At 62.4% G+C, this 21404-nt stretch carries 20 protein-coding genes; 13 read left to right on the plus strand and 7 right to left on the minus strand.

Annotation, left to right across the window (positions count from 1 at the left end; all coding sequences use genetic code 11):
* Nucleotides 1-12 precede the first annotated feature (12 nt).
* The gene (gene betC, locus E8Q41_RS15730; RefSeq protein ID WP_137156501.1) at nt 13-1542 is read right to left on the minus strand and encodes a choline-sulfatase; all 1530 of its coding nucleotides are present in this window, start codon (nt 1540-1542) and stop codon (nt 13-15) included.
* A 259-nt stretch (nt 1543-1801) separates the two neighbouring features.
* Here betC and E8Q41_RS15735 point away from each other — a divergent pair, with 259 nt between their 5' ends.
* From E8Q41_RS15735 to E8Q41_RS15745, 3 genes are all read left to right on the plus strand, one after another.
* Nucleotides 1802-3613 (plus strand): bifunctional diguanylate cyclase/phosphodiesterase, encoded by a 1812-nt coding sequence (locus E8Q41_RS15735; protein ID WP_137156502.1) that lies wholly within the window; start codon nt 1802-1804, stop codon nt 3611-3613.
* A 59-nt stretch (nt 3614-3672) separates the two neighbouring features.
* The gene (locus tag E8Q41_RS15740) at nt 3673-4677 is read left to right on the plus strand and encodes an NAD(P)H-quinone oxidoreductase (RefSeq protein WP_137156503.1); all 1005 of its coding nucleotides are present in this window, start codon (nt 3673-3675) and stop codon (nt 4675-4677) included.
* Between the two features lie 129 nt (nt 4678-4806).
* The gene (locus E8Q41_RS15745; protein ID WP_137156504.1) at nt 4807-5496 is read left to right on the plus strand and encodes an HAD family hydrolase; all 690 of its coding nucleotides are present in this window, start codon (nt 4807-4809) and stop codon (nt 5494-5496) included.
* A 274-nt stretch (nt 5497-5770) separates the two neighbouring features.
* Here the strand turns inward: E8Q41_RS15745 and E8Q41_RS15750 are convergent, their stop codons facing one another.
* Entirely contained in the window at nt 5771-6361 is a 591-nt protein-coding gene (locus E8Q41_RS15750; RefSeq protein ID WP_246660210.1) for a hypothetical protein, read from the minus strand.
* A 245-nt stretch (nt 6362-6606) separates the two neighbouring features.
* Here E8Q41_RS15750 and thrC point away from each other — a divergent pair, with 245 nt between their 5' ends.
* The 4 genes from thrC to E8Q41_RS15770 all read left to right on the plus strand — a co-directional run bounded on the left by thrC (nt 6607) and on the right by E8Q41_RS15770 (nt 12871).
* Complete coding sequence (gene thrC / locus E8Q41_RS15755) at nt 6607-8004, plus strand: threonine synthase (RefSeq protein WP_137156505.1); 1398 nt, start codon at nt 6607-6609, stop codon at nt 8002-8004.
* A gap of 23 nt (nt 8005-8027) precedes the next feature.
* Nucleotides 8028-9329: a pitrilysin family protein gene (locus E8Q41_RS15760; protein ID WP_137156506.1), complete on the plus strand. Its 1302-nt coding sequence runs from the start codon at nt 8028-8030 to the stop codon at nt 9327-9329.
* A 27-nt stretch (nt 9330-9356) separates the two neighbouring features.
* A complete protein-coding gene (locus E8Q41_RS15765; protein WP_137156507.1) occupies nt 9357-9968 on the plus strand; it encodes a GNAT family protein in 612 nt (203 codons plus the stop codon).
* A gap of 62 nt (nt 9969-10030) precedes the next feature.
* Nucleotides 10031-12871, plus strand: a complete 2841-nt coding sequence (locus tag E8Q41_RS15770) for an EAL domain-containing protein (protein WP_137156645.1) — start codon at nt 10031-10033, stop codon at nt 12869-12871.
* Between the two features lie 223 nt (nt 12872-13094).
* Here E8Q41_RS15770 and E8Q41_RS15775 read toward each other — a convergent pair whose 3' ends face one another.
* Entirely contained in the window at nt 13095-13703 is a 609-nt protein-coding gene (locus E8Q41_RS15775; protein ID WP_137156508.1) for a YqgE/AlgH family protein, read from the minus strand.
* A 120-nt stretch (nt 13704-13823) separates the two neighbouring features.
* Between E8Q41_RS15775 and E8Q41_RS15780 the strand changes: the two genes are divergently transcribed.
* Both E8Q41_RS15780 and E8Q41_RS15785 read left to right on the plus strand, forming a co-directional pair.
* On the plus strand, nt 13824-14624 hold the full coding sequence (locus tag E8Q41_RS15780) for a protein-disulfide reductase DsbD domain-containing protein (protein WP_170976509.1): 801 nt from the start codon (nt 13824-13826) through the stop codon (nt 14622-14624).
* A gap of 53 nt (nt 14625-14677) precedes the next feature.
* The gene (locus E8Q41_RS15785) at nt 14678-15163 is read left to right on the plus strand and encodes a peroxiredoxin (RefSeq protein WP_137156510.1); all 486 of its coding nucleotides are present in this window, start codon (nt 14678-14680) and stop codon (nt 15161-15163) included.
* A 46-nt stretch (nt 15164-15209) separates the two neighbouring features.
* Here E8Q41_RS15785 and E8Q41_RS15790 read toward each other — a convergent pair whose 3' ends face one another.
* From E8Q41_RS15790 to E8Q41_RS15805, 4 genes are all read right to left on the minus strand, one after another.
* Complete coding sequence (locus tag E8Q41_RS15790) at nt 15210-15749, minus strand: GNAT family N-acetyltransferase (RefSeq protein WP_137156511.1); 540 nt, start codon at nt 15747-15749, stop codon at nt 15210-15212.
* Between the two features lie 71 nt (nt 15750-15820).
* On the minus strand, nt 15821-16036 hold the full coding sequence (locus E8Q41_RS15795) for a hypothetical protein (RefSeq protein WP_137156512.1): 216 nt from the start codon (nt 16034-16036) through the stop codon (nt 15821-15823).
* Nucleotides 16037-16193: 157 nt separating this feature from the next.
* A complete protein-coding gene (locus E8Q41_RS15800; protein WP_137156513.1) occupies nt 16194-16985 on the minus strand; it encodes an alpha/beta hydrolase in 792 nt (263 codons plus the stop codon).
* A complete protein-coding gene (locus E8Q41_RS15805) occupies nt 16972-17424 on the minus strand; it encodes a MarR family winged helix-turn-helix transcriptional regulator (protein ID WP_170976510.1) in 453 nt (150 codons plus the stop codon). Before E8Q41_RS15805 ends, E8Q41_RS15800 begins: the two co-directional genes overlap by 14 nt.
* A gap of 340 nt (nt 17425-17764) precedes the next feature.
* Here E8Q41_RS15805 and E8Q41_RS15810 point away from each other — a divergent pair, with 340 nt between their 5' ends.
* The 4 genes from E8Q41_RS15810 (at nt 17765) to E8Q41_RS15825 (ending at nt 21363) form a co-directional block, all read left to right on the plus strand.
* Nucleotides 17765-18952 carry a DUF2778 domain-containing protein gene (locus tag E8Q41_RS15810; protein ID WP_137156515.1) on the plus strand — a complete coding sequence of 396 codons (1188 nt, stop codon included), beginning with the start codon at nt 17765-17767 and terminating at the stop codon, nt 18950-18952.
* A 64-nt stretch (nt 18953-19016) separates the two neighbouring features.
* A complete protein-coding gene (locus E8Q41_RS15815) occupies nt 19017-19322 on the plus strand; it encodes an NIPSNAP family protein (protein WP_137156516.1) in 306 nt (101 codons plus the stop codon).
* A 196-nt stretch (nt 19323-19518) separates the two neighbouring features.
* Nucleotides 19519-19920, plus strand: a complete 402-nt coding sequence (locus E8Q41_RS15820; protein ID WP_137156517.1) for a GFA family protein — start codon at nt 19519-19521, stop codon at nt 19918-19920.
* Nucleotides 19921-20082: 162 nt separating this feature from the next.
* A complete protein-coding gene (locus tag E8Q41_RS15825) occupies nt 20083-21363 on the plus strand; it encodes a hypothetical protein (RefSeq protein ID WP_137156518.1) in 1281 nt (426 codons plus the stop codon).
* Nucleotides 21364-21404: the final 41 nt, after the last annotated feature.

Below are 21404 nucleotides of genomic sequence, written 5' to 3' on the forward strand. Positions count from 1 at the left end.
CCCCCGGTTTCGTTATTCCCCGCGCGGATAGCGCTTGTCGCCTTCGAGATTGTCGAGGTTCATGTGGTTGCGCATATAGCGCTCCGAGGCCTTCTGCAGCGGCTGGTGATCCCAGGGATAATAGGCGCCGTTGCGCAGCGCCTCATAGACCACCCAGCGCCGCGCCTGGCTTTCGCGCACCTCCTTGTCGAAAGCGTCCATATCCCAGCGGGCGGCGACGCGGGCGCGGAAATCGGCGACGACATCGGCGTAAGCGGGATCGGCGGCGAGGTTGCGGAGCTCCTTTGGATCGGCGTCGAGATCATAGAGCTGGTCAGGATCGAGCGGGCAGTGGATGAACTTCCACTTGCCCTCACGGATGCCGACCAGCGGCGCATAAGAGGCTTCAGCGGCGTATTCCATCAGCACGGGGGAGACGCGCGGGGCGCCGTTGATCACGGGGACGAGGCTTTCGCCATCGGTCCAGGGCAGGATTTCCTCGATCGACAGACCGGCGAGATCGGCGATCGTCGGGGTGATGTCGAGGTTGGAGACCGGCGCATCGTGGCGGCCGGCGGAGACCCCGGGGCCGGCGATCATCAGCGGCACGCGGGCCGAACCTTCGAAGAAGTTCATCTTGAACCACAGACCGCGCTCGCCGAGCATGTCGCCGTGATCCGAGCAGAACAGGATCATGGTGTCATCGAGCTGGCGCGTCCGGGTCAGCGTGTCGATCAGTTCGCCGACTTTTTCATCGAGATAGGAGATGTTGGCGAAATAGGCGCGACGGGAACGGCGGACATTGTCCTCGGTCAAATCGAAATTGGTGTAGTCGCAGGACATCATGATGCGCTGGGAATGCGGATCCTGCTCGTCGAACGGAATGGGCGCGACTTCCGGCGCCAGATGGGCGCAATCCTCATAGAGATCCCAGAATTTGCGGCGCGCAACATAAGGATCATGCGGATGGGTGAAGGAGGCCGTGATGCACCAGGGACGGCGGTCGGCGTCGTCGTTCTCCCGCGCCAGCTGATAGATTTTCTGGTTGGCGAAGAAAGCGACTTCGTCGTCATATTCCATCTGGTTGGTGATTTCGGCCACGCCCGCGCCGGTGACAGAACCGAGATTGTGATACCACCAGTCGATGCGCTCGCCGGGTTTGCGGTAATCCGGCGTCCAGCCGAAATCGGCGGGATAGATATCGGTTGTCAGGCGCTCCTCGAAACCATGCAGCTGGTCGGGACCGACGAAATGCATCTTGCCCGACAGGCAGGTGTAATAGCCGGCTCGGCGGAGATGATGCGCGAAAGTGGGGATCGATGAGACGTATTCGGCGGCGTTGTCATAGACCCGGGTGCGGCGCGGCAGCTGCCCTGCCATGAACGAGGCGCGGGCCGGCGCGCAGAGCGGCGAAGACGTGTAGTTGTTGACGAAGCGGGCCGAGCGCGCGGCGAGCGCCTTCAGGTTCGGCGCATGGAGGAAATCCGCCGGGCCATCCGGGAAGAAGGTCCCGTTCAACTGGTCGACCATGATGATGAGGATATTGGGCTTCTTGGCGGACATGGACCCCTCTTGGGCGCTGGTTATTCGATGATCGCGAACGTTAAGACGAAGCATTGGAAACGAGCGGCGCAGGAACCGCGTTTTCTATTCAGGTTGCGACAGAAACGCGACGCGCCATGCATCGATCGCTCATGGCGGCAACCACGGATTTTATGAGGAAAATTTCATTCTCGACAGTCACAAAACTATCATTCTCGACAAAGGAATTCTTCAATAATTTCAGACAGCTTATGCACGACTTCAATTGCTGGAGCCGCGCATGGCCGCCCTGACCAAAGAGATTGCCGCCTTTCCGCAGACCTATGCGGGGGAAAAACTGCTATCGATCGCCAAACTCGTTCTCGATCCTGCGTTCCAGCCCGTGGTCGAGACTGCAACCGGCGCGGTGTTCGGCTACGAATCCCTGATGCGCGGCCATGATCAGATGGGCTTTTCCTCGCCGATCGACCTCATCGACCGTATGGCCGAAACCGGACAACTGAGCGCGCTCGACCAGATGATGGCGGGCCGGGCGCTGGCGAAGTTTTCGACGCTGCCCGATTTCCGCTCGTCGACGCTGTTCATCAATCTAGACTTCCGGCTGATCGCCGACAGCGGTCCAATGCTCGATGCGCTGATCCGCCATCTGAAGACGCATATGGTGCCGCCGTCGTCGATCTGCTTCGAATTGTCCGAACGCTTCGACAACACGACGGCTGCCGAATTCGGGCCGCTGATGGCGCGCCTGAGGCGGTCGGGCTTCAAGGTCGCCATCGACGATTTCGGCGTCGGGCGCGGTGAGTACAAACTGCTTGCCGACTATCCGATCGATTACCTCAAGATCGACCAGTATTTCATTCGCGGCGTCGGCGACAGCGCCAAGAAACAGCATCTCGTTCGCAACATCGTCGGCATGGCGCACACGCTCGGCACGCGCGTCATCGCCGAGGGCGTCGAGACCGAAGAGGAATTTCTCGCCTGTCGGGAGTTCGGGGTGGATATGGTGCAGGGCTATTACATCGCGCGTCCCTCGGTGAATGTGGACGACCAGAAACGCAGCTACCCGCATCTGCGCGACAAATCCAAAAGCCGCGCCGCCGGCCGCTCGCTCGACGAACTGCTGATCCGCAAGCAGGTCGAGAGCATTCCGACGGTCTACGAGAACGATTCGGTCGAAACCGTCTTCGAGATGTTCCGGCAGAACCCGGACCAGAGCTATTTCCCGGTGCTGAACGTCAACAACGAGCCGCGCGGCATCATCCAGGAAAAAGAGCTGAAGGAGTATATCTATCACCCCTTCGGCCGCGACCTGTTGAAAAACCGCGACTATCTCCGTTCGATCTCCTATTTCGCCAAGGCCGCGCCGATCGTCAGCCTCGATTCCGGCACCGACGATCTCGTCACCGCATTCGCCAATATGGAAGGCTGCCACTGCGTGCTGCTGACCGAAAACATGCGCTATTCCGGCGCGATCTCGGCGGCGTCGCTGATCAAGATCCTCAACGAGAAGCAGCTCAAGACCGCACAGGACCAGAACCCGCTGACCGGCCTGCCGGGCAATCTCGCCATTCTCGATTTCCTGCGCCACACCTCCAAGGACGGCGACGAGCGGCGCTATTACTGCTATTGCGACTTCGACAATTTCAAACCCTTCAACGACCGCTACGGCTTCCATGCCGGCGACCACGCCATCTCGCTGTTCGCCGCGCTGATGCGCCGCTACTTCTTCCATGAGAGCGAATTCATCGGCCATGTCGGCGGCGACGATTTCTTCATCGGGCTGACCGGCTATTCGGAAGAAGAAATGATCCATCCGCTCGGCCGTCTTCTCAATGACTTCGCCTCCGACGTCGCCGAACTCTATTCCGACGAGGAACGCGCCCAGGGCTATATCATGGGCCATGACCGCCAGGGACTCGAGCGCAAGATCGGGCTGATGCGCTGCTCGATCGGCGTGTTGGAAATCCCCGAAGGCGCCGTCATCAGCGATATCGACCGGATCAGCGCCGAGATCGCGCATGTGAAGGCCGGCGCCAAGATCAGCGACACCGGCCTGTGCATCGCCCGGCTCGGAGACATCGAGCGGGGGTGAACCGACTTTCCCCTGACGGCGTTCTCCGGTAACACTCGCCGCAAACACGGAGAACGCCGATGACCGCTTCCCTGCCCGCCTCCATGCGCTATGTCGACCTGCCTGCGCCCGGCGCGCCCGAGGCCATGACAATCGCCGAGGGGCCCCTGCCCCAGCTGCGCGACGGAGAAATTCTGATCCGCGTCGAAGCCGCCGGCGTCAACAGGCCGGATGTGGCGCAGCGTCAGGGCGCCTATCCGCCACCGCCTGGCGCCAGCCCGGTGTTGGGCCTGGAAGTCGCCGGCGAAGTCGCCGCAATCGGCCCGGGCGTCAGCGCATATTCGGTTGGGGACAAGGTGACCGCGCTTGCCAATGGCGGCGGCTATGCGGAATATTGCGCCGTTCCGGCCACGCAGGCGCTATCCTGGCCGCAAGGCTATGACGCGATCCGCGCCGCGGCGCTGCCCGAGACCTTCTTCACCGTCTGGGCCAACCTGTTCATGATGGCCGGCTTGAAGGCGGGCGAAAGCGTGCTCATCCATGGCGGTTCTTCGGGCATCGGCACCACGGCGATCCAGCTCGCCTCGGCGATCGGCGCGAAAGTGTTCGTGACGGTGGGCTCCGAAGACAAGGCCGAGGCCTGCGTGAAACTCGGCGCAGCCAGGGCCATCAACTACAAGAGCGAGGACTTCGCCGAGGTCATCCGCGCGGAAACCGGCAAGGCCGGGGTGGACGTGATCCTCGACATGATCGGCGCGGCCTATTTCGACAAAAACCTGCAGAGCCTCGCCAGGGACGGCCGCCTGTCGATCATCGCCTTTCTCGGCGGCGCGGTGGCGGAGAAAGCCAATCTCACCCCGATCATGATCAAGCGCCTGCGGGTGATGGGCTCCACGATGCGTCCACGCACAGCGGTGGAAAAAGCGGAGATCCGCGATCAGTTGCAGGCCCGCGTCTGGCCTCTGCTCGAAGCCGGCAAGGCCGCGCCCGTGATCCATGAAGTCTTCGACTTCGCCCAGGTCGTGGAAGCGCACCGGCTGATGGAATCGAGCGCGCATATCGGCAAGATCATGCTGAAGATGTGACAGCTGACGTGAGCCGCCGCATTTCCCGCAGCGAATGACTGGGCAAGGCAGCCATGCGCCTCCGCGCATTGCCTGACAAAGGCCAATCGTGTAGGCCGGGCCATCCCCAGACCAACATAGAGACCCCAAATGTCCGGCTTCGACCTCATCCTGTTTGACTGCGACGGCGTGCTCGTCGATTCCGAAATCATCGCGGCGGAAGTCGAGTCCAAGCTGTTGCGCGACCATGGTTTCGAGATCACCGCCGAAGAGATGTGCATCCGGTTTGCCGGTCTCGATTGGAAGAACATTCTGCTGACGGTGGAGAAGGAAGCGGACCTGCCGCTGTCGGCCTCGCTGATCGACAAGTCGGAAGCGCTGCTCGACCGCGCTTTGTCGATCCGGGTGAAGATGATCGACGGCGTGCGCACCGCGCTGTCGCGGCTGACCGAGCAGCGTTGCATCTGCTCGAATTCCTCGTCCAAGCGGCTCGATATGATGCTGACCAAGGTCGGGTTGAAGCCCTATTTCGAGGGCCATGTCTATTCTGCCAAGGATCTCGGCCCCGACCGCACCAAGCCGAAGCCCGACATCTATCTGCATGGCGCCAAACAGTTCAACGCCGATCCGGCGCGCTGCCTGGTGATCGAGGACTCCGTGCATGGCGTGCATGCCGCCCGCGCCGCCGGCATGCGGGTGATCGGCTTCACCGGCGGCTCGCACACCTATCCCACCCATGCCGACCGGCTGACCGACGCCGGCGCCGAAACGGTGATCTCCCGTATGACGGAACTGCCGCAGATGGTGGACGCGCTGAAGAACTGGTCGGAACTGGCTTGAGGGTTAAGGAGGCGTCTGTCGCCGCTCGGTGGGCTGTGGCGGTTATCTTCTGAGTTGACGGGTGTGCGCCGCCCCTCATCCGGCTGCCGCCACCTTTTCCCCGTAGAACGGGGAGAAGGGCGATTGGGGCAATGTCGCCACTCAACCCGCCTTCGCCCCGCAATGCGGGGAGAAGGTCTCGGCAGGGGGATGAGGGGCGCGCCGCGACGTCACATTATTGTGCAGTCAACAAGCCTTAGAGGCGGCGATACGAACACCACCCCCCCCAAAAATCTCACTTGGTATTATACGGACCTTCGTCGATGCCGGCGAACAGGCGGGTCAGGCCGGTGGCGCCCTGGCTGAGCACTACGTCTTCCTTGGTGAACAGGAACTGGGTGGCGCCGAGATTGTCGGGCACAGTCACCGGGAACTTGGTCAGCTCCGAATAGAGCGTCGCATCGCCATCGGTGGCGGCCACGCGGATCGGCAGCGTGTAGGTTCCCGCCTTGCCGGCCGGTCCGGGAATGATGCGGCCCTGGACAACGACGGTCATTCTCAGGCCCTGGGCGGTCTGGAAGCACTGGCGCGTCGTGCGCTCGAGCGTCGCCTGGAACACCAACTTGTTGGGATCAGCCGTGCCGTCAGGGCCCTTCTTGACGCCGCGCTCATATTCGCGGAACACCGCGGTGCCTTCCCGGAGATAGATCTGCGGGCACTGGCCCTGCACGACGACCTGGGCCGGGGTGGCGTTGGCCGGCGCGGGCTCGGCCTTCACGGTCGGCTTGAAGCCGCGATTGCTGTCGGGATAGGACGGAGCCGTGCAGCTCGCGAGGACCGCGAGAGCGGCGAAGGAAGAGATAAGTCCGAGAAGTCTCCGAGACACGTGCTACGCCCCACCCTGATGTGACCACGCCGCGCGATGCGGACGATTCACCACTGTTTTCTTTCTCTTTCGGACCTTTTCATGGCCCGGCGATGTGGTCTATACCAGCGGCCAAACAAAAAATCGATTGGCCGAGATAAAGATTCAGCCATTTTCCGGGGCTTTCCGGACGCAAAATGGACAATCGCGCGGAGCCCGCGCTGATAGGTTTCACCCGGCTCAAGCGACATCAGGAGAGGCAGCACGTGCGCTATATTTCCACCCGGGGCGAAGCCCCCAAGCTCGGTTTCTCGGACGCCCTGTTGACGGGCCTGGCGCGTGACGGCGGCCTCTACATTCCCGAGGAATGGCCGCATTTCTCCAAAAAAGAGATCCGCTCCTGGCGCGGCCTTTCCTACCAGGACATTGCCTTCAACGTGCTCTCCCCCTTCGTCGGCGGCGAGATCGACGACGCGGATCTGAAGCGGATGATCGAGGAGGCCTATGCGACCTTCAAGCATCCCGCCGTGGCGCCTCTTGTGCAGTCCGGGCCGAACGCCTTCATTCTCGAACTCTTCCACGGCACCACGCTCGCCTTCAAGGATGTGGCGATGCAGCTCCTGGGGCGGCTGATGGACCATGCGCTGGCTGTCCGCGGCGAACGCGCCACCATCGTCGGCGCCACCTCGGGCGACACGGGCGGCGCTGCGATCGATGCCTTCGGCGGCCGGGACCGCACCGACATCTTCATCCTCTTCCCGCATGGCAAGGTGTCGCCGGTGCAGCAGCGCCAGATGACCACGACCAGCCACGCCAATGTGCACGCCATCGCCATCGAGGGCGATTTCGACGACTGCCAGAATCTCGTCAAAGCGATGTTCAACGACATCAAATTCCGTGATTCCATGGCGCTCGCCGGCGTCAATTCGATCAACTGGGCCCGCATCATGGCCCAGATCGTCTATTATTTCACGAGCGCGATCGCGCTCGGCGGCCCCGACCGCAAGATCTCCTTCACCGTGCCGACCGGCAATTTCGGCGATATTTTCGCCGGTTACGCCGCCAAACGCATGGGCCTGCCCGTGGGCAGACTGGTGATCGCCACCAATGACAACGACATTCTCACCCGCACGCTGAAGACCGGCCGCTACGAGATGAAGGGCGTCAAGGCGACGACCTCGCCGTCGATGGACATCCAGATCTCCTCGAATTTCGAGCGATTGCTGTTCGAAGCCTATGACCGCAAGCCGGAAAAGGTCCGCCGCGCCATGGAAAGCCTCAAGCAATCGGGCGCTTTCGAGATCGAGGCCGAGGCGCTCGCCTTCATCCGCAAGGACTTCAAGGCGGGCCGCGCCACCGAGAAGCAGGTGGCCGAAACCATCAAGACCCATCTTGCGGAAACCGGCTATCTTCTCGATCCCCATACGGCGATCGGCGTGCATGTGGCGGCGAAATACGAGAAATCCAACGCCCCCATGGTGACGCTGGCCACGGCGCATCCGGCAAAATTCCCCTTGGCGGTCGAAACCGCTTGCGGTATTAATCCTGCGCTGCCATCGTGGCTTGCAGGTCTGATGCAAAGGGAGGAGCGCTTCGAAGTGCTGAGTGCGGACATCGAGACGGTGGAGAATTTCATCGCCAAACATGCCCGGATCAGGTCCTGACCGAGGCGACTTGAATATTGGTCATGAAAGTTGAGTCCACCAGACTTCCTTCGGGATTGACTGTCGTTACCGAGGATATGCCGCATCTGGAGAGCGCCGCTCTCGGCGTGTGGGTGAAGTCGGGGTCGCGTAACGAAGCCGCCGATGAGCATGGCATCGCCCATCTTCTCGAGCACATGGCCTTCAAGGGCACGGCGCGCCGGACGGCGCGCCAGATCGCCGAGGAGATCGAAAATGTCGGCGGCGAGGTCAACGCCGCGACATCCACCGAATCCACCTCTTACTACGCCCGCGTGCTCAAGAACGACGTGCCCTTGGCTGTCGACATCCTCGCCGACATCCTGACCGAGTCGGCTTTTGAGGAAGAAGAGCTCGAGCGCGAGAAGAACGTCATCCTGCAGGAAATCGGCGCGGCCAACGATACGCCCGACGACGTGATCTTCGACAAGTTTTCAGAGCGCGCCTATTTCGGACAGACGATCGGCCGGCCGATCCTCGGCACGTCCGAGACGGTGATGACGTTCACGCCTGACCAGATCCGCCGCTATCTCTCGCGCAATTACGTGGCCGATCGCATGTTCGTGGTCGCCGCTGGAGCGATCAAGCACGACGAGTTCGTCGAGCAGGTGGAGCGCCGCTTCTCCTCTCTTCCGACATCGCCGTCGGCGCCGATCATCATGGATCCCGCCCGCTATATCGGCGGCGACATCCGCGAAGGGCGCGACCTCATGGACGCGCAGGTGTTGCTGGGCTTCGAGGGCAAGGCCTATCACGCCCGCGATTTCTACTGTTCGCAGATCCTCGCCAATGTTCTCGGCGGCGGCATGTCTTCACGACTGTTTCAGGAAGTGCGCGAGCATCGCGGCCTGTGCTATTCGATCTACGCCTTCCATTGGGGCTTCTCGGACACTGGCATTTTCGGCGTGCATGCAGCCACCGGCGGCGAAAACCTGCCGGAACTGATGCCGGTGGTGATCGAGGAACTTCGCCGCGCCTCCGAAAAGATCAACCAGCAGGAAATCGACCGCGCCCGCGCCCAGATCCGCGCGCAACTGCTGATGGGCCAGGAAAGCCCGGCCGCGCGCGCCGGCCAGATCGCCCGGCAGGTCATGCTCTACGGCCGTCCCATTCCCAATGACGAACTGATGCAGCGGCTGAACGACATCACCACGGACCGCCTGACTGATCTCGCCGGTCGACTGTTCTTCGACACGACGCCGACGCTGTCCGCCATCGGACCCGTGGAGCAGCTCGCGCCGATGGAAGACATCCTGCAATCGCTCGGCAGCGCGCGAGCAGCGGAACACAAATCCGCCGCCGAATGACGGCGGGCTTCTTCCGGGGCGCGTCGCATGGCAAGATCAGTGTTCGGCTTCTTGTCGCGTCAGGGTTCCGGGGAAGAAATCTCTGGCCCGGATCATTATCTCCGGCTTCCGCGCAACAGCGATTACAAGGCCTGGTATAAATTGCGCAGCGAAAGCCGGGCCTTTCTCGAGAAATGGGAACCCGCCTGGGATCCGGACGCGCTGACCGAAGGCTCGTTCCGCACGCGCGTTATTCGCGCAAACCAAGAGTTCGCCTCCGGCGTGGCGGCACCTCTCCTGCTTTTCCACCGCGACACGGAAGATCTTCTTGGCGGCGTCACCATCGGCCATATCCGCCGCGGAGCCTCGCAAAGCTGCATGATCGGCTATTGGATGGGCGAGAAACATGCGGGAAAAGGCCATATGAGTCAGGCCATAGACCCCGTCATCAGCTACATCTTCATCCGCATGAACTTGCACCGCATCGAGGCAGCCTGTATTCCGGACAACGACCGCTCCATTCGCTTACTTGAAAAAGCCGGATTCGAGCGCGAAGGCTATATGAAGTCGTATTTGAAAATTCGGGGCGAATGGCGTGATCACCTTCTCTATGCGCTCGTCCCCAATAAGAACAACAGGTACGGGGCGTTAGGCATTTGACCCTTCTGATTGGAAAGCCGGTTGCCGGCGGCCGGGCACTGTTGTTTTGCCTGCTGACGCTCATGGCGCTCGCGGTCTCGACCCTGTCGGCGCTGGCGCTGGAGCCGGTGAAGATTTCCCGCGAGGACAAGGCGCTCGATCTCACCAAGATCGCCGAAATCTACGCCAACCAGGGCGAGGCCTTCCAGGTGTCGACCGCGGCGGGCACAGACGGCATCGTCCGCCGCATCGAAGTGCGCGCCTCCTCACCCGGCCATAATGGCGACTGGGCGGTGTTCGCGCTCGCCAATGTCTCGGACGAACAGCTCGAACGACTGATCGTCGCGCCGCATTACCGGCTGGTCAATTCGCATGTGTTCTGGCCGGATCTCGGCTCCGACCGCATTCTCTCGATCACGCCGTCCGAAGGTTTCGCGCTCGATCGCGTGCCGTCGAACGACGCCGATGTCTTCGCGATCACGCTCAACCCGGGCGCCGTCATCACCTTCGTGGCCGAGATCACCTCGCCGCAGCTGCCGCAGCTCTATCTCTGGGAGCCGGAGGCCTACAAGGACACGGTCAACGCGTTTACGCTTTATCGCGGCATCGTGCTCGGCATCGCCGGCCTACTCGCCGTCTTTCTCACCAATCTCTTCGTGATCAAGGGCACCTCGATGCTGCCGGCCACCGCGGCGCTCGCCTGGGCGGTGCTCGGCTATGTCTGCGTCGATTTCGGCTTTCTCGAACAATTGTTCGGCGACAACACGCTCGACGAGAGGATATGGCGCGCCGGCGCGGAAGTGGCGCTCGCGTCAGGACTGGTGATCTTCCTGTTCACCTATCTCAATCTCAGCCGATGGCACGCCAATCTCGCTTATGCGACGCTCGCCTGGGTGTTGGGTCTGGGCACGCTGTTCGGGGTGGCGATCTATGACCCCTCCATCGCCTCGGGCATCGCGCGGCTGTCCTTCGGCCTGACGGCGGTCGTCGGCGTGGCGCTGATCATCTTCCTCGGCTTCCGCCGCTATGACCGCGCCATTCTCTTGATTCCCTCCTGGCTGACCATCATCGCCTGGCTGTTCGGCGGCTGGCTGGCGGTGACGGGAGAGCTCGACAACGACATAGTGCAGCCGGCGCTCGCCTTCGGCCTGGTGCTGATCGTGCTGCTCATCGGCTTCACCGTGATCCAGCACGCCTTTGCCGGCGGCGCCTATCAGCAGGGGCTGTTCTCCGATCTCGAGCGCCAGTCGCTCGCTCTGACCGGCTCGGGCGAGACGATCTGGGACTGGGATGTCAGCCGCGACCGCGTGACCACCATTCCCGACATCGCGCTCAGGCTTGGCGCCACTCCCGGCGCCCTCCATGGACCGGCGCGCAACTGGCTGCCGCGCCTGCATCCCGACGACCGCGATCGTTTCCGCGCCACGCTCGACATTCTGCTCGCTCAGAAAAAGGGCCGGCTCTGCCATGATTTCCGCGTCCGCGCCGAGGACGGCCAATATCACTGGCTGTCGATCAAGGCCCGGCCGGTACTGGCCGGAAACGGCGAAATCGCCCGCTGCGTCGGCGTTGTCCAGGACGTGACCGAGCAGAAGAACATCGTCGACCGGCTGTTGTCGGACGCGCTCAACGACAATCTCACCGGCCTGCCGAACAGGCAGCTGTTCCTCGACCGCCTGCAATCGATCCTGGCGCTGACCGGGCAGGAAGAGAAGCTGCTGCCGACCGTGCTCACCATCGACATCGACCGCTACAAGCAGGTCAACGATTCCCTCGGCATCGCCGCCGGCGACAATATCCTGATCGCGCTCACCCGCCGGCTTCGCCGCCTGCTCAAGCCGCAGGACACGCTCGGACGTCTTGCGGGCGACGAGTTCGGCGTGGTGCTGGTCTCGGAAAGCGATCCCAAGCGCATCGCCGATTTCGCCGATGCGGTGGTGAAGGCGGTGTCGGCGCCGATCAATTTCGCCAATCAGGAGATCATCCTCACCGCCTCGATCGGCGTGGCCTCCTGGACCGATCCGTCGATCTCCGCCGAGGGTCTGCTCAACGACGCCGAGCTTGCGATGTATCGCGCCAAAAAATCCGGCGGCGACCGGGTCGAACCCTTCCAGCCGGCCTTCCGCATGGCGGTGTCGGACCGGCTGCAGCTCGAAAGCGACCTGCGCCGCGCCATCGAGCGCAAGGAATTGTCGATGGTCTATCAACCGATCGTCAGGCTCAACGACGCCGAGATCGTCGGCTTCGAGGCGCTGATGCGCTGGGACCATCCCAAACGGGGCAATGTGCCGCCAGGCGAATTCATTCCGCTGGCCGAAAACGCCAATTTCATCGGCGACCTCGGCCAGTTCGCCATCGAGCGCGCCACGAGCGACCTGTCGGGCTGGCTGGCGCAGACCGGCGACGTGCCCTATTTCGTCTCCGTCAATCTCTCCAGCGCGCAACTGATCAACAGCGCGCTGACCGACGACATCAGGCGCGCGCTCAACCGCGCCGGCTGCCCGCCGGAACGGCTGAAGCTGGAGCTCACCGAAACCGTGGTGATGGAAAATCCGGAGCAATCGCGCCTCGTGCTCGAAAAGATCCGCGATTCCGGCATCGGCCTGTCACTCGACGATTTCGGCGCGGGCTTCTCGTCGCTCGGCTACATCACCCGCTTCCCCTTCGACACGATCAAGATCGACCAGGCGCTGGTGCGCGACCAGAGCGACAAGCGCGACGTGCTGTTGCGCTCGATCGTCTCCATGGGCGTCGAACTCGGCATGACGCTGGTGGCCGAGGGCATCGAGAGCGAGGAAGACGCGATCAAACTCGGGCAGATGGGCTGCCATTACGGCCAGAGCTTCCATTTCGGCCCACCGATCGGCGCCGACGCGGTGGCTCGGCTTCTGAAGGAGCGCTTTCCGCTGACGCGGAAGGGGTAATATCGCTGCGAATTCATGGGGTTGACGCCAAGGGCGTGCACGGCCCCTCATCCGGCTGCCGCCACCTTCTCCCCGTAGAACGGGGCGAAGGGCGAAGTGGCACGGTCAGCGCTCCATCCTCCTTCGCCCCGTTCTACGGGGAGAAGGTCCCGGCAGGGGGATGAGGGGCAGCGCACGACGATTACTAGAATGCAGCTACAAAAGCCTTCACTGAGGCAACAGATTACCCATGCCCGGCTTCCATCGACAGCATGGCCGGATTGACGCCCATCAGCGCCAGAGCGCGGTTGTATTTGTCGTCCAGCATGCGGTCGAAGATCAAGGTTTCGTCGGCCGGGCAGTTCAGCCAGCCATTGTTGGCGATCTCGTTTTCGAGCTGGCCGGCGCCCCAGCCGGCGTAACCGAGCATCAGCGCGGCCTTGGTCGGCCCCTTGCCGCGCGACATGGCGCGGATGATGTCGACGGTGGCGGTAAGGCAGATCTCGTCGCTGACGGGGATGGAGGATTGCGTGAGGTAATCGTCGCTGTGCAGCACGAAGCCGCGGCCGGTTTCGACGGGGCCGCCGCGCTGGATCGGCATACTGCGGGCGGCGTCGGGCAGAAGAATGGCGTCTTCGTCGCCGATCACCTTGAGATGCAGGAGAATGTCGACGAAGGTCATCTGCTGCGGCTGATTGATCACAAAACCCATGGCGCCTTCGGCGGAATGAGCGCAGATATAGACCACCGCGCGGGCAAAATTGCTGTCAGCCATACCCGGCATGGCGATCAGGAAGTGACCGTCAAGAAAACCGCGTTCGCCTTTGCTCTTGAGCGTCTTAATATCGACCATGATCCCAGCCTATCAACTCATGGTGAAATTGAAAGGTCGAAGATGCGTTCCATCGGTTTTTTTCGTAATCCGCTAAAAGACGCAAAAGCGAGGCGCGACAGGATGACAAGAATAAGACCGATGGGATTGAAGACAGCGCTTTGGGCCCTGCTGCTCTCCGCGCTCACGGCGCCTGTCGCGCATGCCGCGGCGAGCGACTGGGCGGTTTCGGATGGCGGCCGCATGCGCCTGGTGGCGCTGCCCAACCAGCAAGGCGGCTATGACGCAGCGCTGCAGATCGAGCCCGCGCCCGGCTGGAAGACCTATTGGCGTCATCCCGGCGAGGCGGGACTGCCGCCGCTGATCGACCTCGCGGGCTCGGACAATCTGGCGCTCGCCTCGACGGGCTTTCCCGCCCCCGAAATCGGACATGACGAGGGCGGATTGTTCTATGGCTATCACCGGTCGGTCAGCGTGATGCTGACGCTGAAGAGCGCTGCGACTTCGGGCCCCTCGCGGCTGAAGGCGGCGACGATGATCGGGCTCTGCAAGGAAATCTGCCTGCCGTTTCAGGCCGCGTTCGATTTGCCGCTCAACCCGGACGCCCGGCCTGAGGGCGATGAATTCATGGCGCTGGCGATGGGCCGTTCGGCGCTGCCCGAGACGTCCTCGGAGGAGTTCGGCGTCAGCGGCCGCCGCATGAGCGCGGATGGCAAGACCCTTCAGCTGACGCTTCGTCTGCCCTCGGACCAGACGCCGGAAATCGCGCTGGCGCCCTCGCCGGGACTGTCGTTCGGACCGATGCGCTTTGCGCCCACGGGGCCGAAGCAAGCCACGCTCGAACTCCCGATCGCGCGGCGACCCGAGACCGGGGCCGCGCATGTGACGATCCTGATCAAATCGGGATCGCGGGCGATGGAAACCACGCTTGCGGCTGAGTGAGAGCGCCCTATAGTGGCGCGCGAAGAATCCCGCATAACAATGGAGAGACGTTCATGACCATCGCCATCGGAGACAAGATCCCCTCCGTCAAGCTCAAGGAAAAGACCGCCGACGGCGCAGCCGACATCGACAGCGCCGAATTCGCCAAGGATCGCACCGTGGTGATCTTCGCCGTGCCCGGCGCTTTCACACCCACCTGCTCGCTCAACCATCTGCCGGGCTTTCTCGACAAGCGCGACGAAATCCTCGCAAAGGGCGTCGATGAAATCGCCGTCGTCTCGGTCAACGACCATTTCGTGATGGGAACCTGGGCGAAGAGCTCGGGCGGCGAAGGCAAGATCCGCTTCTTCGCCGACGGCAACGGCGATTTCGCCAAGGCCGTAGGCCTCGACATCGACCTCTCCGGCGGCGGCCTCGGCCTGCGCTCCAAGCGTTATTCCATGCTGGTGAAGGATGGCGTGGTGACGCAGCTCAACGTCGAAGCCACCCCCGGCACGGCCGACACATCGGGCGCCGAAACGCTGCTCGGCCAGCTCTGAGATCTGGCGCGGCGTTTCCGGTGTTCGGAAGCGCCGCTGTCGCCCGTCACGCCTGCGGCCCGCGCCGGGATGCGCGGGTGGCTTCATACCAGACTTCGCCATGCTCGGCGCCTGCGATCGCATAGGGCCAGTGCGGATGCTCCGTGCGGCAGTAGCGAAGCCCTATCTTCTCCATGACCCGGCGCGAGGCGTGGTTGACCGCCATGGTCGAGGCGGTGATCCTGTCATAGCCGGCCTCGGAGAACCCCCAATCGACCAGCGCCATCGCCCCTTCCGAAGCGAACCCCTTGCCCCAGGCGTCGCGCCGCAAGCGATAGCCGAGCTCCGCCTCGCTTTCCGTATCGGGCCACAGGCAGAACCATCCGACGAAGCTGTCATCGGCGTTGGGCCGCGCCGTCCAGACATGCGGCTCGCTGCCGCGCGGCATCAGATAATCGGCGTCGAGATCAGTCCGCTCGGGATCGAGATCCCGCCCGCCATTGAGAAAACGCATGACCTCGGGATCGCGCTCCAGTGCGATGAAGTCGGCGCGATCCTGCGGCTGGCAGGGCGATAGCGTCAGGCGCTGGGTGTGAAGTCGGGTCATGAGGGGCTCACGCGTCAGTGGATTGCCCCACTATGGCCTGCGGAGCGCCCGTCGCAAGCCCTGAGACGACGTTACCTGTCCCAGGTGATCAGGATCAGCGCCACGAACATCGCCGGCACGGCTGTAAGCGCCGGGATGATGATGGCGGGATAGCCGAAGGCCAGGATGGCGAGCAGCCAGCAGGCGAGAAGATTGACGATGAACAACAGCTTCGTCGCCGCCGGCCCCTCGGCCGCCTCGCGCAGCGCCCAGCCAAAAACCGGAATGTTGTACACCAGCGTCGTCATCTCTCTCTCCTTTTGTCCTTTGAGGTTGCGAGAGTTGATAAATGACAGATCGGCGCGCACGGAGAGGACGCGGCGCCGCAGGGCGGATTGACGCAGGGCGGGCCGATCGTCGACGCCTCGATCTGGTCCGATCGTCCTTCCCTGCCCGGCCGAGCGGCTAGACGCGGTCGTCACCCAGAATATCCTCGAGCGCCTCGAGGAAGGCCTCGGGATTTTCCACCTGCGGCAGATGCCCGGCGCCTGGGATAGTGACCATCCGCGAAGCCGGATACGCCGCGCACAATCTGCGCCCATCGGCGAGGCTCAATTCAGGCAGGCCGTCTCGCTCGCCCCAGATGAAATCCAGTTTGGTCTTCGGCGGCCCGGCGTTTTCGGTGACGCTGGAGAGAAGCCGAAACATCACCGCCGCCATTTCGGGACCTTTGCTGGTGAGATTTGCCCTGACATCCAGGGGAATGTTGGTCGGGTCGAAGAATGCGGTCCTGAACACTTGAGGACTGTAGAAATTGGTCGTGAGGCTGTTGAGGGCCAGACGCCGGAGCGGCGGTCTGGTCAGGATCGCTCGCATCGGCAAGGGTCGCGGCGGAAAGCCGTTGACCATGATCAGCCGCCGCACGATCTCGGGGCGATCCAGCGCGAGCCGCCAGCCAATGCTCGCTCCGAGGGAATTGCCGATCACCACGACGTCCCTGACGTCGAGCGCCGCAAGAAGCTCGGCGCATGCGCGGGCATGGTCGTAATAGTTCCGCGTCGGCGCGTCGAATTCCGTCCACAACCCCTTGAGTTCGATCGCGATTACGTCGCGCCGCTCGGCGAGATCGTTCCAGACGGGGCCCCAATGCGCCTCCGCGCCAGCCCATCCGCCATGCAGCAGGAGCACGGGCGCGCCACGGCCGCCACGCCAATAGTCGCAGGGGCCGGATGCGATCGTCGTGTTACTCAGACGCATCCCTGCTCTCCACGCCGAAATAGGCCCCGAACGCCGTGAGAACTCTCACGGCTGCGCCGATATCCTCGTCTTGCATCTGGGCCAATGCGAGAGCGGAGACGCTGGCTTCGCTCGCAAGAACTTCCGTGATCATGCGAGAGCCCGGCTCCGTCAGGCCGAACCGGTGGGATCGCTTGTGCGCCGGGTTGGGCTCCCGTGCGACCAGTTGCTTTGCCTCGAGTTCATTCACCAGGCGCAGCGCGAACTGCCGTCGAACGAGCAAGCGCCGCGCCAGCATCGGAACCGTCTGCGCGCCGTGCTCCAGAAGGCATTGCAGCATGCCGCGCTGAGGCACGGAGATCGAGAGGCCGCGCAGGTTCGCCTCCGACGCCGCATAGAGCCCGTGAAACACCGGTCTGATCAGATCGATGATCGCCTTGATGTCCTGTTCTCGCGCCATTCGAACCTCCATGGACAACCAGATTGTCATATTGACAATTCGGTTGTCAATATTGCCGGAGGGCGAGCGTTGCGCTCGGGTCTGACCGTGCTCCTGGGGCCGCAGCCACGCCTGCGCCGCATTGCCGTGGCATTCCGATGGCCGGCCGAAGTCGGCTGCGCATCCCGATATTCTCCAGAGATCGAGGCGACGTTTAGAATTTGCTTACCATATTTGTTCATTCTTATCCCGTTCGGTCGGGTTGCGGCGGCTTTCGCCCCGCATGCTCCGGCCCTTGTAGCGACGTTGGGACGGCTGAGTTTTGTCCGCGTCGGGTAACGAGTATCGGGTAACTGGTGTCATGGCGTCTGTGTTGAAGTCTCAGCGTTCTCCGGCGAAGTCCGGTGGCGGTCGTCCGCTGGTCATCGCTCTCGGGGCGGCCCTCGTCCTCGGCGTGGCGGGCGGCTCCGTCTGGGGGCTGGCCTCCATGCTCGGCGCCATGCATGAGGCGCGACAGGCGCTGGCGGAAGGGCCGCACACGTTCCTGCCCTCGCCTCGCCCGCTCCAGGTCGCGGCCGTCGACGCATCCGCCCGTGAACGCCGGGTGAAGATCGCCAAATTCTCGAGCCTTTCGACATTCGCCGGCCTGCCGCTCGACCGGACGCAGATCGCCTCGGCCGCCGACAGGCTCGCGCATCAGCGCCAGATCGACATTCAGCTCGCGCTCGCCGAGCAGAAGAAAAAGGCCGAGCAGACCAGGATCGCCGCGGCCGAGGCGGCCGAGGCTGCCAAGGTCGTCGCGCAGGCGCCTGTCGCCACCGATGCGCCCTCCATGGCGACGGCGATGTTGGAAAACGATGCGAAGACCGACCTCCAGCCGTTCAACCTGGTGCTGGCGAAACCCGAAACGGAAGAAGAATTGGCGCTTCCGACCGTGGTTCCGTTGCCGGAAGCCAAGCCGCTGGTCGAAACCGCCTCGCTCGAACGCGAGCCGGCCGAGGACAAGCCCGCCGCGCCGAGAACGATGGGCGACCGGCAAGACAGCGCGCGGGAAAAACCGAAACGCTCGCTGTTCAGCGATCTCTTCGGCGGCGACGACAATGGTCGCGGCTGGCCGGGCAAGAACACCAAAGTGGCGATCTACGACGTCTCCAACGCCACCGTCTACATGCCTGACGGCACGAAGCTGCGCGCCCATTCCGGCATCGGCCGCATGCGCGACAATCCGCGCTTCGAGCATGTGAAGATGACGGGCCCGACGCCTGCGGGCATCTATCGACTGTCGATGCGCGAAAAGCGCTTCTATGGCGTCGAAGCCATCCGCATGACCTCGATCGACGGCCGCCACCCGAAGAACCGCACCGGCCTTCTCACCCACACCAATCTGCTGCGCGGCCAGATCGGCTCGCATGGCTGCGTCGCCTTCCAGAATTACGAGCCCTTCCTGCGCGCCTTCAAGCGCGGCCATATCACCATGATGGTCGTCGTGCCGGAACTGCCGTCGTCGCGCAACCAGCTGGCGGCGCTCTATCGCAAAGCGGGGGCGTGAGGGCTCTGAATTTTGCGCTGTGCGCCCGATCTTCTCAAACTTTGCAGAATGGAAGGATATTTCATTGATTACATGCCATGTCCGGTATGTCATCGATCCCTACAAGGTCGGTGAGTTTGAAGAATATGCGCGTCTCTGGCTGCCGATCGTCGCCCGCATGGGCGGAACCCATCACGGCTATTTTCTGCCTGCCGAGGGCGCCAACAATATTGCGATCGCGCTTTTCAGCTTCCCTAGCCTCAGCGCCTATGAAGATTACCGTCAGCTGATGGTGAACGACCCCGAATGCATCGAAGCGTTCGAACTGGAAAAGCTCAACCGCAGCATCCTCAGCTATGAACGGAGCTTCATGAGACCGGTTCTGCCCTGAAGGCAGGGCCTGCTACCCCTCAGGATCGAGGCGCATCACAGATGGGAAATATCCTCCGCCCGGTTAGCCGACGCTCACGATGACTGATGATTTTCTCGCTCTCAAAGCTCCGCCGACGTCGACAGCCATTGCCCTCCTGCATTAACTTGTCATTTGAGCGCCCCCAGCGGCGGCGCCGGAGCGAATGGGAGGACGCATGCTGATCGGATCCTGTCATTGCCGCAAAACCGGCTTCACGCTGACAGGCGATCCCGGCTCGATCACCGCCTGCAACTGCACGCTCTGCCGCCGCTATGGCGCGCTCTGGGCCTATGACTACGAGGGCGAGCGGATTGCCATCACCGGCGAGACGGCGTCTTATACGCGCGTGGACCGCACTGAACCCAGCCTCGAAATCCTGTTCTGCCCATCTTGCGCATGCGTGGTGAGCTGGCGGGGTCTCAGAAACCAGGCTGACGGACGCAGGCGCATCGCCGTCAATGTCAGGCTCGCGCCGCCGGAGGCGGTCGCTCATCTGGCGATCGATCATTTCGACGGGCTGGAAACCTGGGAGGATCTGCCCTCGCAGGGCAAGTGCGTGCGGGATTTGTGGTTTTGAAGCAGGGAGGCACATCCGCGCTTGACCTGTCAGTCGACGGCTGCGTAGCTGGTGGCGATTGCGGATCAAGAGGAGCCCGTTCGGCACTCAGTTCCTCCTGTTAGGGAGACGCGCTGTCTATGGTCTGAATCGCAATCCATGTCTCGATCTTAGGTATTCCATATGTCGATATTTGATTGGCTCAAACATGACAGACCACGAAAGCAGGCACAACCAAAGCCAGAGCAAAGCGGCTATCAGGTCTATTGTACCGAATATGACCGCATCATTCCCGCCACAAAAATAAACGAAGTTCTCGGCCCGCTCTGGATTGGCGGGGAGACGTCGCTGAACGAAGCGTGGAATGCCATGCTATTCGGCATGGCTCCAATCAGAGAGCTGTGGCAATCACATTTCGTGACGGTATGCCAGAAGCTGCGCGGAGCGCTGTCCCCAGAAGACCTAGAGGACTGCGTTGTCTGCATTCTCATCGATCACTCCGGATCGATGCGGGGCAGGTCAATAACCTTCGCCGCATTGGCCGCCGATGCCGTGCAAAAAGCTCTGCGTGATCTGGATTGCAAGGTGGAGGTGCTGGGCTTCACCACCTCGACCTGGCATGGAGGCCTCTCACGCTCTCGCTGGGCGCGAAAAGGAAAGCCTCGAAATCCGGGACGCCTGTGTGATCTGCTGCACATCGTATACCGTTCGGCGGATGACATGCGATCAGCACCAATCGGGCTTCCTCTAAAGGACATGCTGCGTGATGATCTTTTAAAAGAAAATGTTGACGGCGAAGCCCTCGAATGGGCTGCAGGAAGACTGAGGCTGCGTCCGGAAACGCATAAATTCCTGATCGTTATGTCGGATGGCGCCCCCGTCGATAATGCGACGCTGACTGAAAATCCCGGTTCCTACCTCTGGGATCATCTCAACGAGACCATCGGCAGCATTCGCGCGGCGGACGATATCGCTCTGATCGGCATAGGCTTGAGTTATGACGTCCAGACGCTTTACCCGAACTCTGTCATGGTGGAAGACTATGGGACGCTCGGCGCCGAGATGTTCGATGTTCTAGGGCGAACTATGCTCGCACGGATTCCGAACAACAGCGCCGAAAATCCTGACAGAACAGAGGCTGATACCTGGCTTCCAGGCCTATGGAAAAAAGCGGAAGACGAGACAGATGAGGCCTATGCCCAGCGTCTCCGCGCGAATGGAGATATGCCCCTCGACATCATCAAGGCCCTGCGCAGCAACACCAAGATGGGTCTGGACGCAGCCCACAAACTCGTCGTGTCGGATCGCGAAATCGAGATATTCCTGAGGGCGAATAGGGAGCGCGGCGTCGAGAGGCGCGGCATGATCCGTCTGTTGCGCCGGGTCTATGGCTGCACAAATCAATCAGCCATCGCCCATATCGATCGAAGCGGGCTTTGGAGGGAGACCGAAAGCCTCCCCTGACAATCAAAAAGGCGGGAGCGCCCCCGCTCCCGCCTTCGACC

It is taken from the genome of Rhizobium sp. FKL33, from assembly GCF_005222915.1.
Classification (GTDB): Bacteria; Pseudomonadota; Alphaproteobacteria; order Rhizobiales; family Rhizobiaceae; genus Rhizobium_E.

What these genes read in the sequence shown, in the direction of transcription:
- betC (WP_137156501.1), bottom strand. Translation starts at nt 1,542, where the DNA reads ATGTCCGCCAAGAAGCCCAATATCCTCATCATCATGGTCGACCAGTTG.
- E8Q41_RS15735 (WP_137156502.1), top strand. Translation starts at nt 1,802, where the DNA reads ATGGCCGCCCTGACCAAAGAGATTGCCGCCTTTCCGCAGACCTATGCG.
- E8Q41_RS15740 (WP_137156503.1), top strand. Translation starts at nt 3,673, where the DNA reads ATGACCGCTTCCCTGCCCGCCTCCATGCGCTATGTCGACCTGCCTGCG.
- E8Q41_RS15745 (WP_137156504.1), top strand. Translation starts at nt 4,807, where the DNA reads ATGTCCGGCTTCGACCTCATCCTGTTTGACTGCGACGGCGTGCTCGTC.
- E8Q41_RS15760 (WP_137156506.1), top strand. Translation starts at nt 8,028, where the DNA reads ATGAAAGTTGAGTCCACCAGACTTCCTTCGGGATTGACTGTCGTTACC.
- E8Q41_RS15765 (WP_137156507.1), top strand. Translation starts at nt 9,357, where the DNA reads ATGGCAAGATCAGTGTTCGGCTTCTTGTCGCGTCAGGGTTCCGGGGAA.
- E8Q41_RS15770 (WP_137156645.1), top strand. Translation starts at nt 10,031, where the DNA reads ATGGCGCTCGCGGTCTCGACCCTGTCGGCGCTGGCGCTGGAGCCGGTG.
- E8Q41_RS15775 (WP_137156508.1), bottom strand. Translation starts at nt 13,703, where the DNA reads ATGGTCGATATTAAGACGCTCAAGAGCAAAGGCGAACGCGGTTTTCTT.
- E8Q41_RS15780 (WP_170976509.1), top strand. Translation starts at nt 13,824, where the DNA reads ATGGGATTGAAGACAGCGCTTTGGGCCCTGCTGCTCTCCGCGCTCACG.
- E8Q41_RS15785 (WP_137156510.1), top strand. Translation starts at nt 14,678, where the DNA reads ATGACCATCGCCATCGGAGACAAGATCCCCTCCGTCAAGCTCAAGGAA.
- E8Q41_RS15790 (WP_137156511.1), bottom strand. Translation starts at nt 15,749, where the DNA reads ATGACCCGACTTCACACCCAGCGCCTGACGCTATCGCCCTGCCAGCCG.
- E8Q41_RS15795 (WP_137156512.1), bottom strand. Translation starts at nt 16,036, where the DNA reads ATGACGACGCTGGTGTACAACATTCCGGTTTTTGGCTGGGCGCTGCGC.
- E8Q41_RS15800 (WP_137156513.1), bottom strand. Translation starts at nt 16,985, where the DNA reads ATGCGTCTGAGTAACACGACGATCGCATCCGGCCCCTGCGACTATTGG.
- E8Q41_RS15805 (WP_170976510.1), bottom strand. Translation starts at nt 17,424, where the DNA reads ATGGCGCGAGAACAGGACATCAAGGCGATCATCGATCTGATCAGACCG.
- E8Q41_RS15810 (WP_137156515.1), top strand. Translation starts at nt 17,765, where the DNA reads ATGGCGTCTGTGTTGAAGTCTCAGCGTTCTCCGGCGAAGTCCGGTGGC.
- E8Q41_RS15820 (WP_137156517.1), top strand. Translation starts at nt 19,519, where the DNA reads ATGCTGATCGGATCCTGTCATTGCCGCAAAACCGGCTTCACGCTGACA.
- E8Q41_RS15825 (WP_137156518.1), top strand. Translation starts at nt 20,083, where the DNA reads ATGTCGATATTTGATTGGCTCAAACATGACAGACCACGAAAGCAGGCA.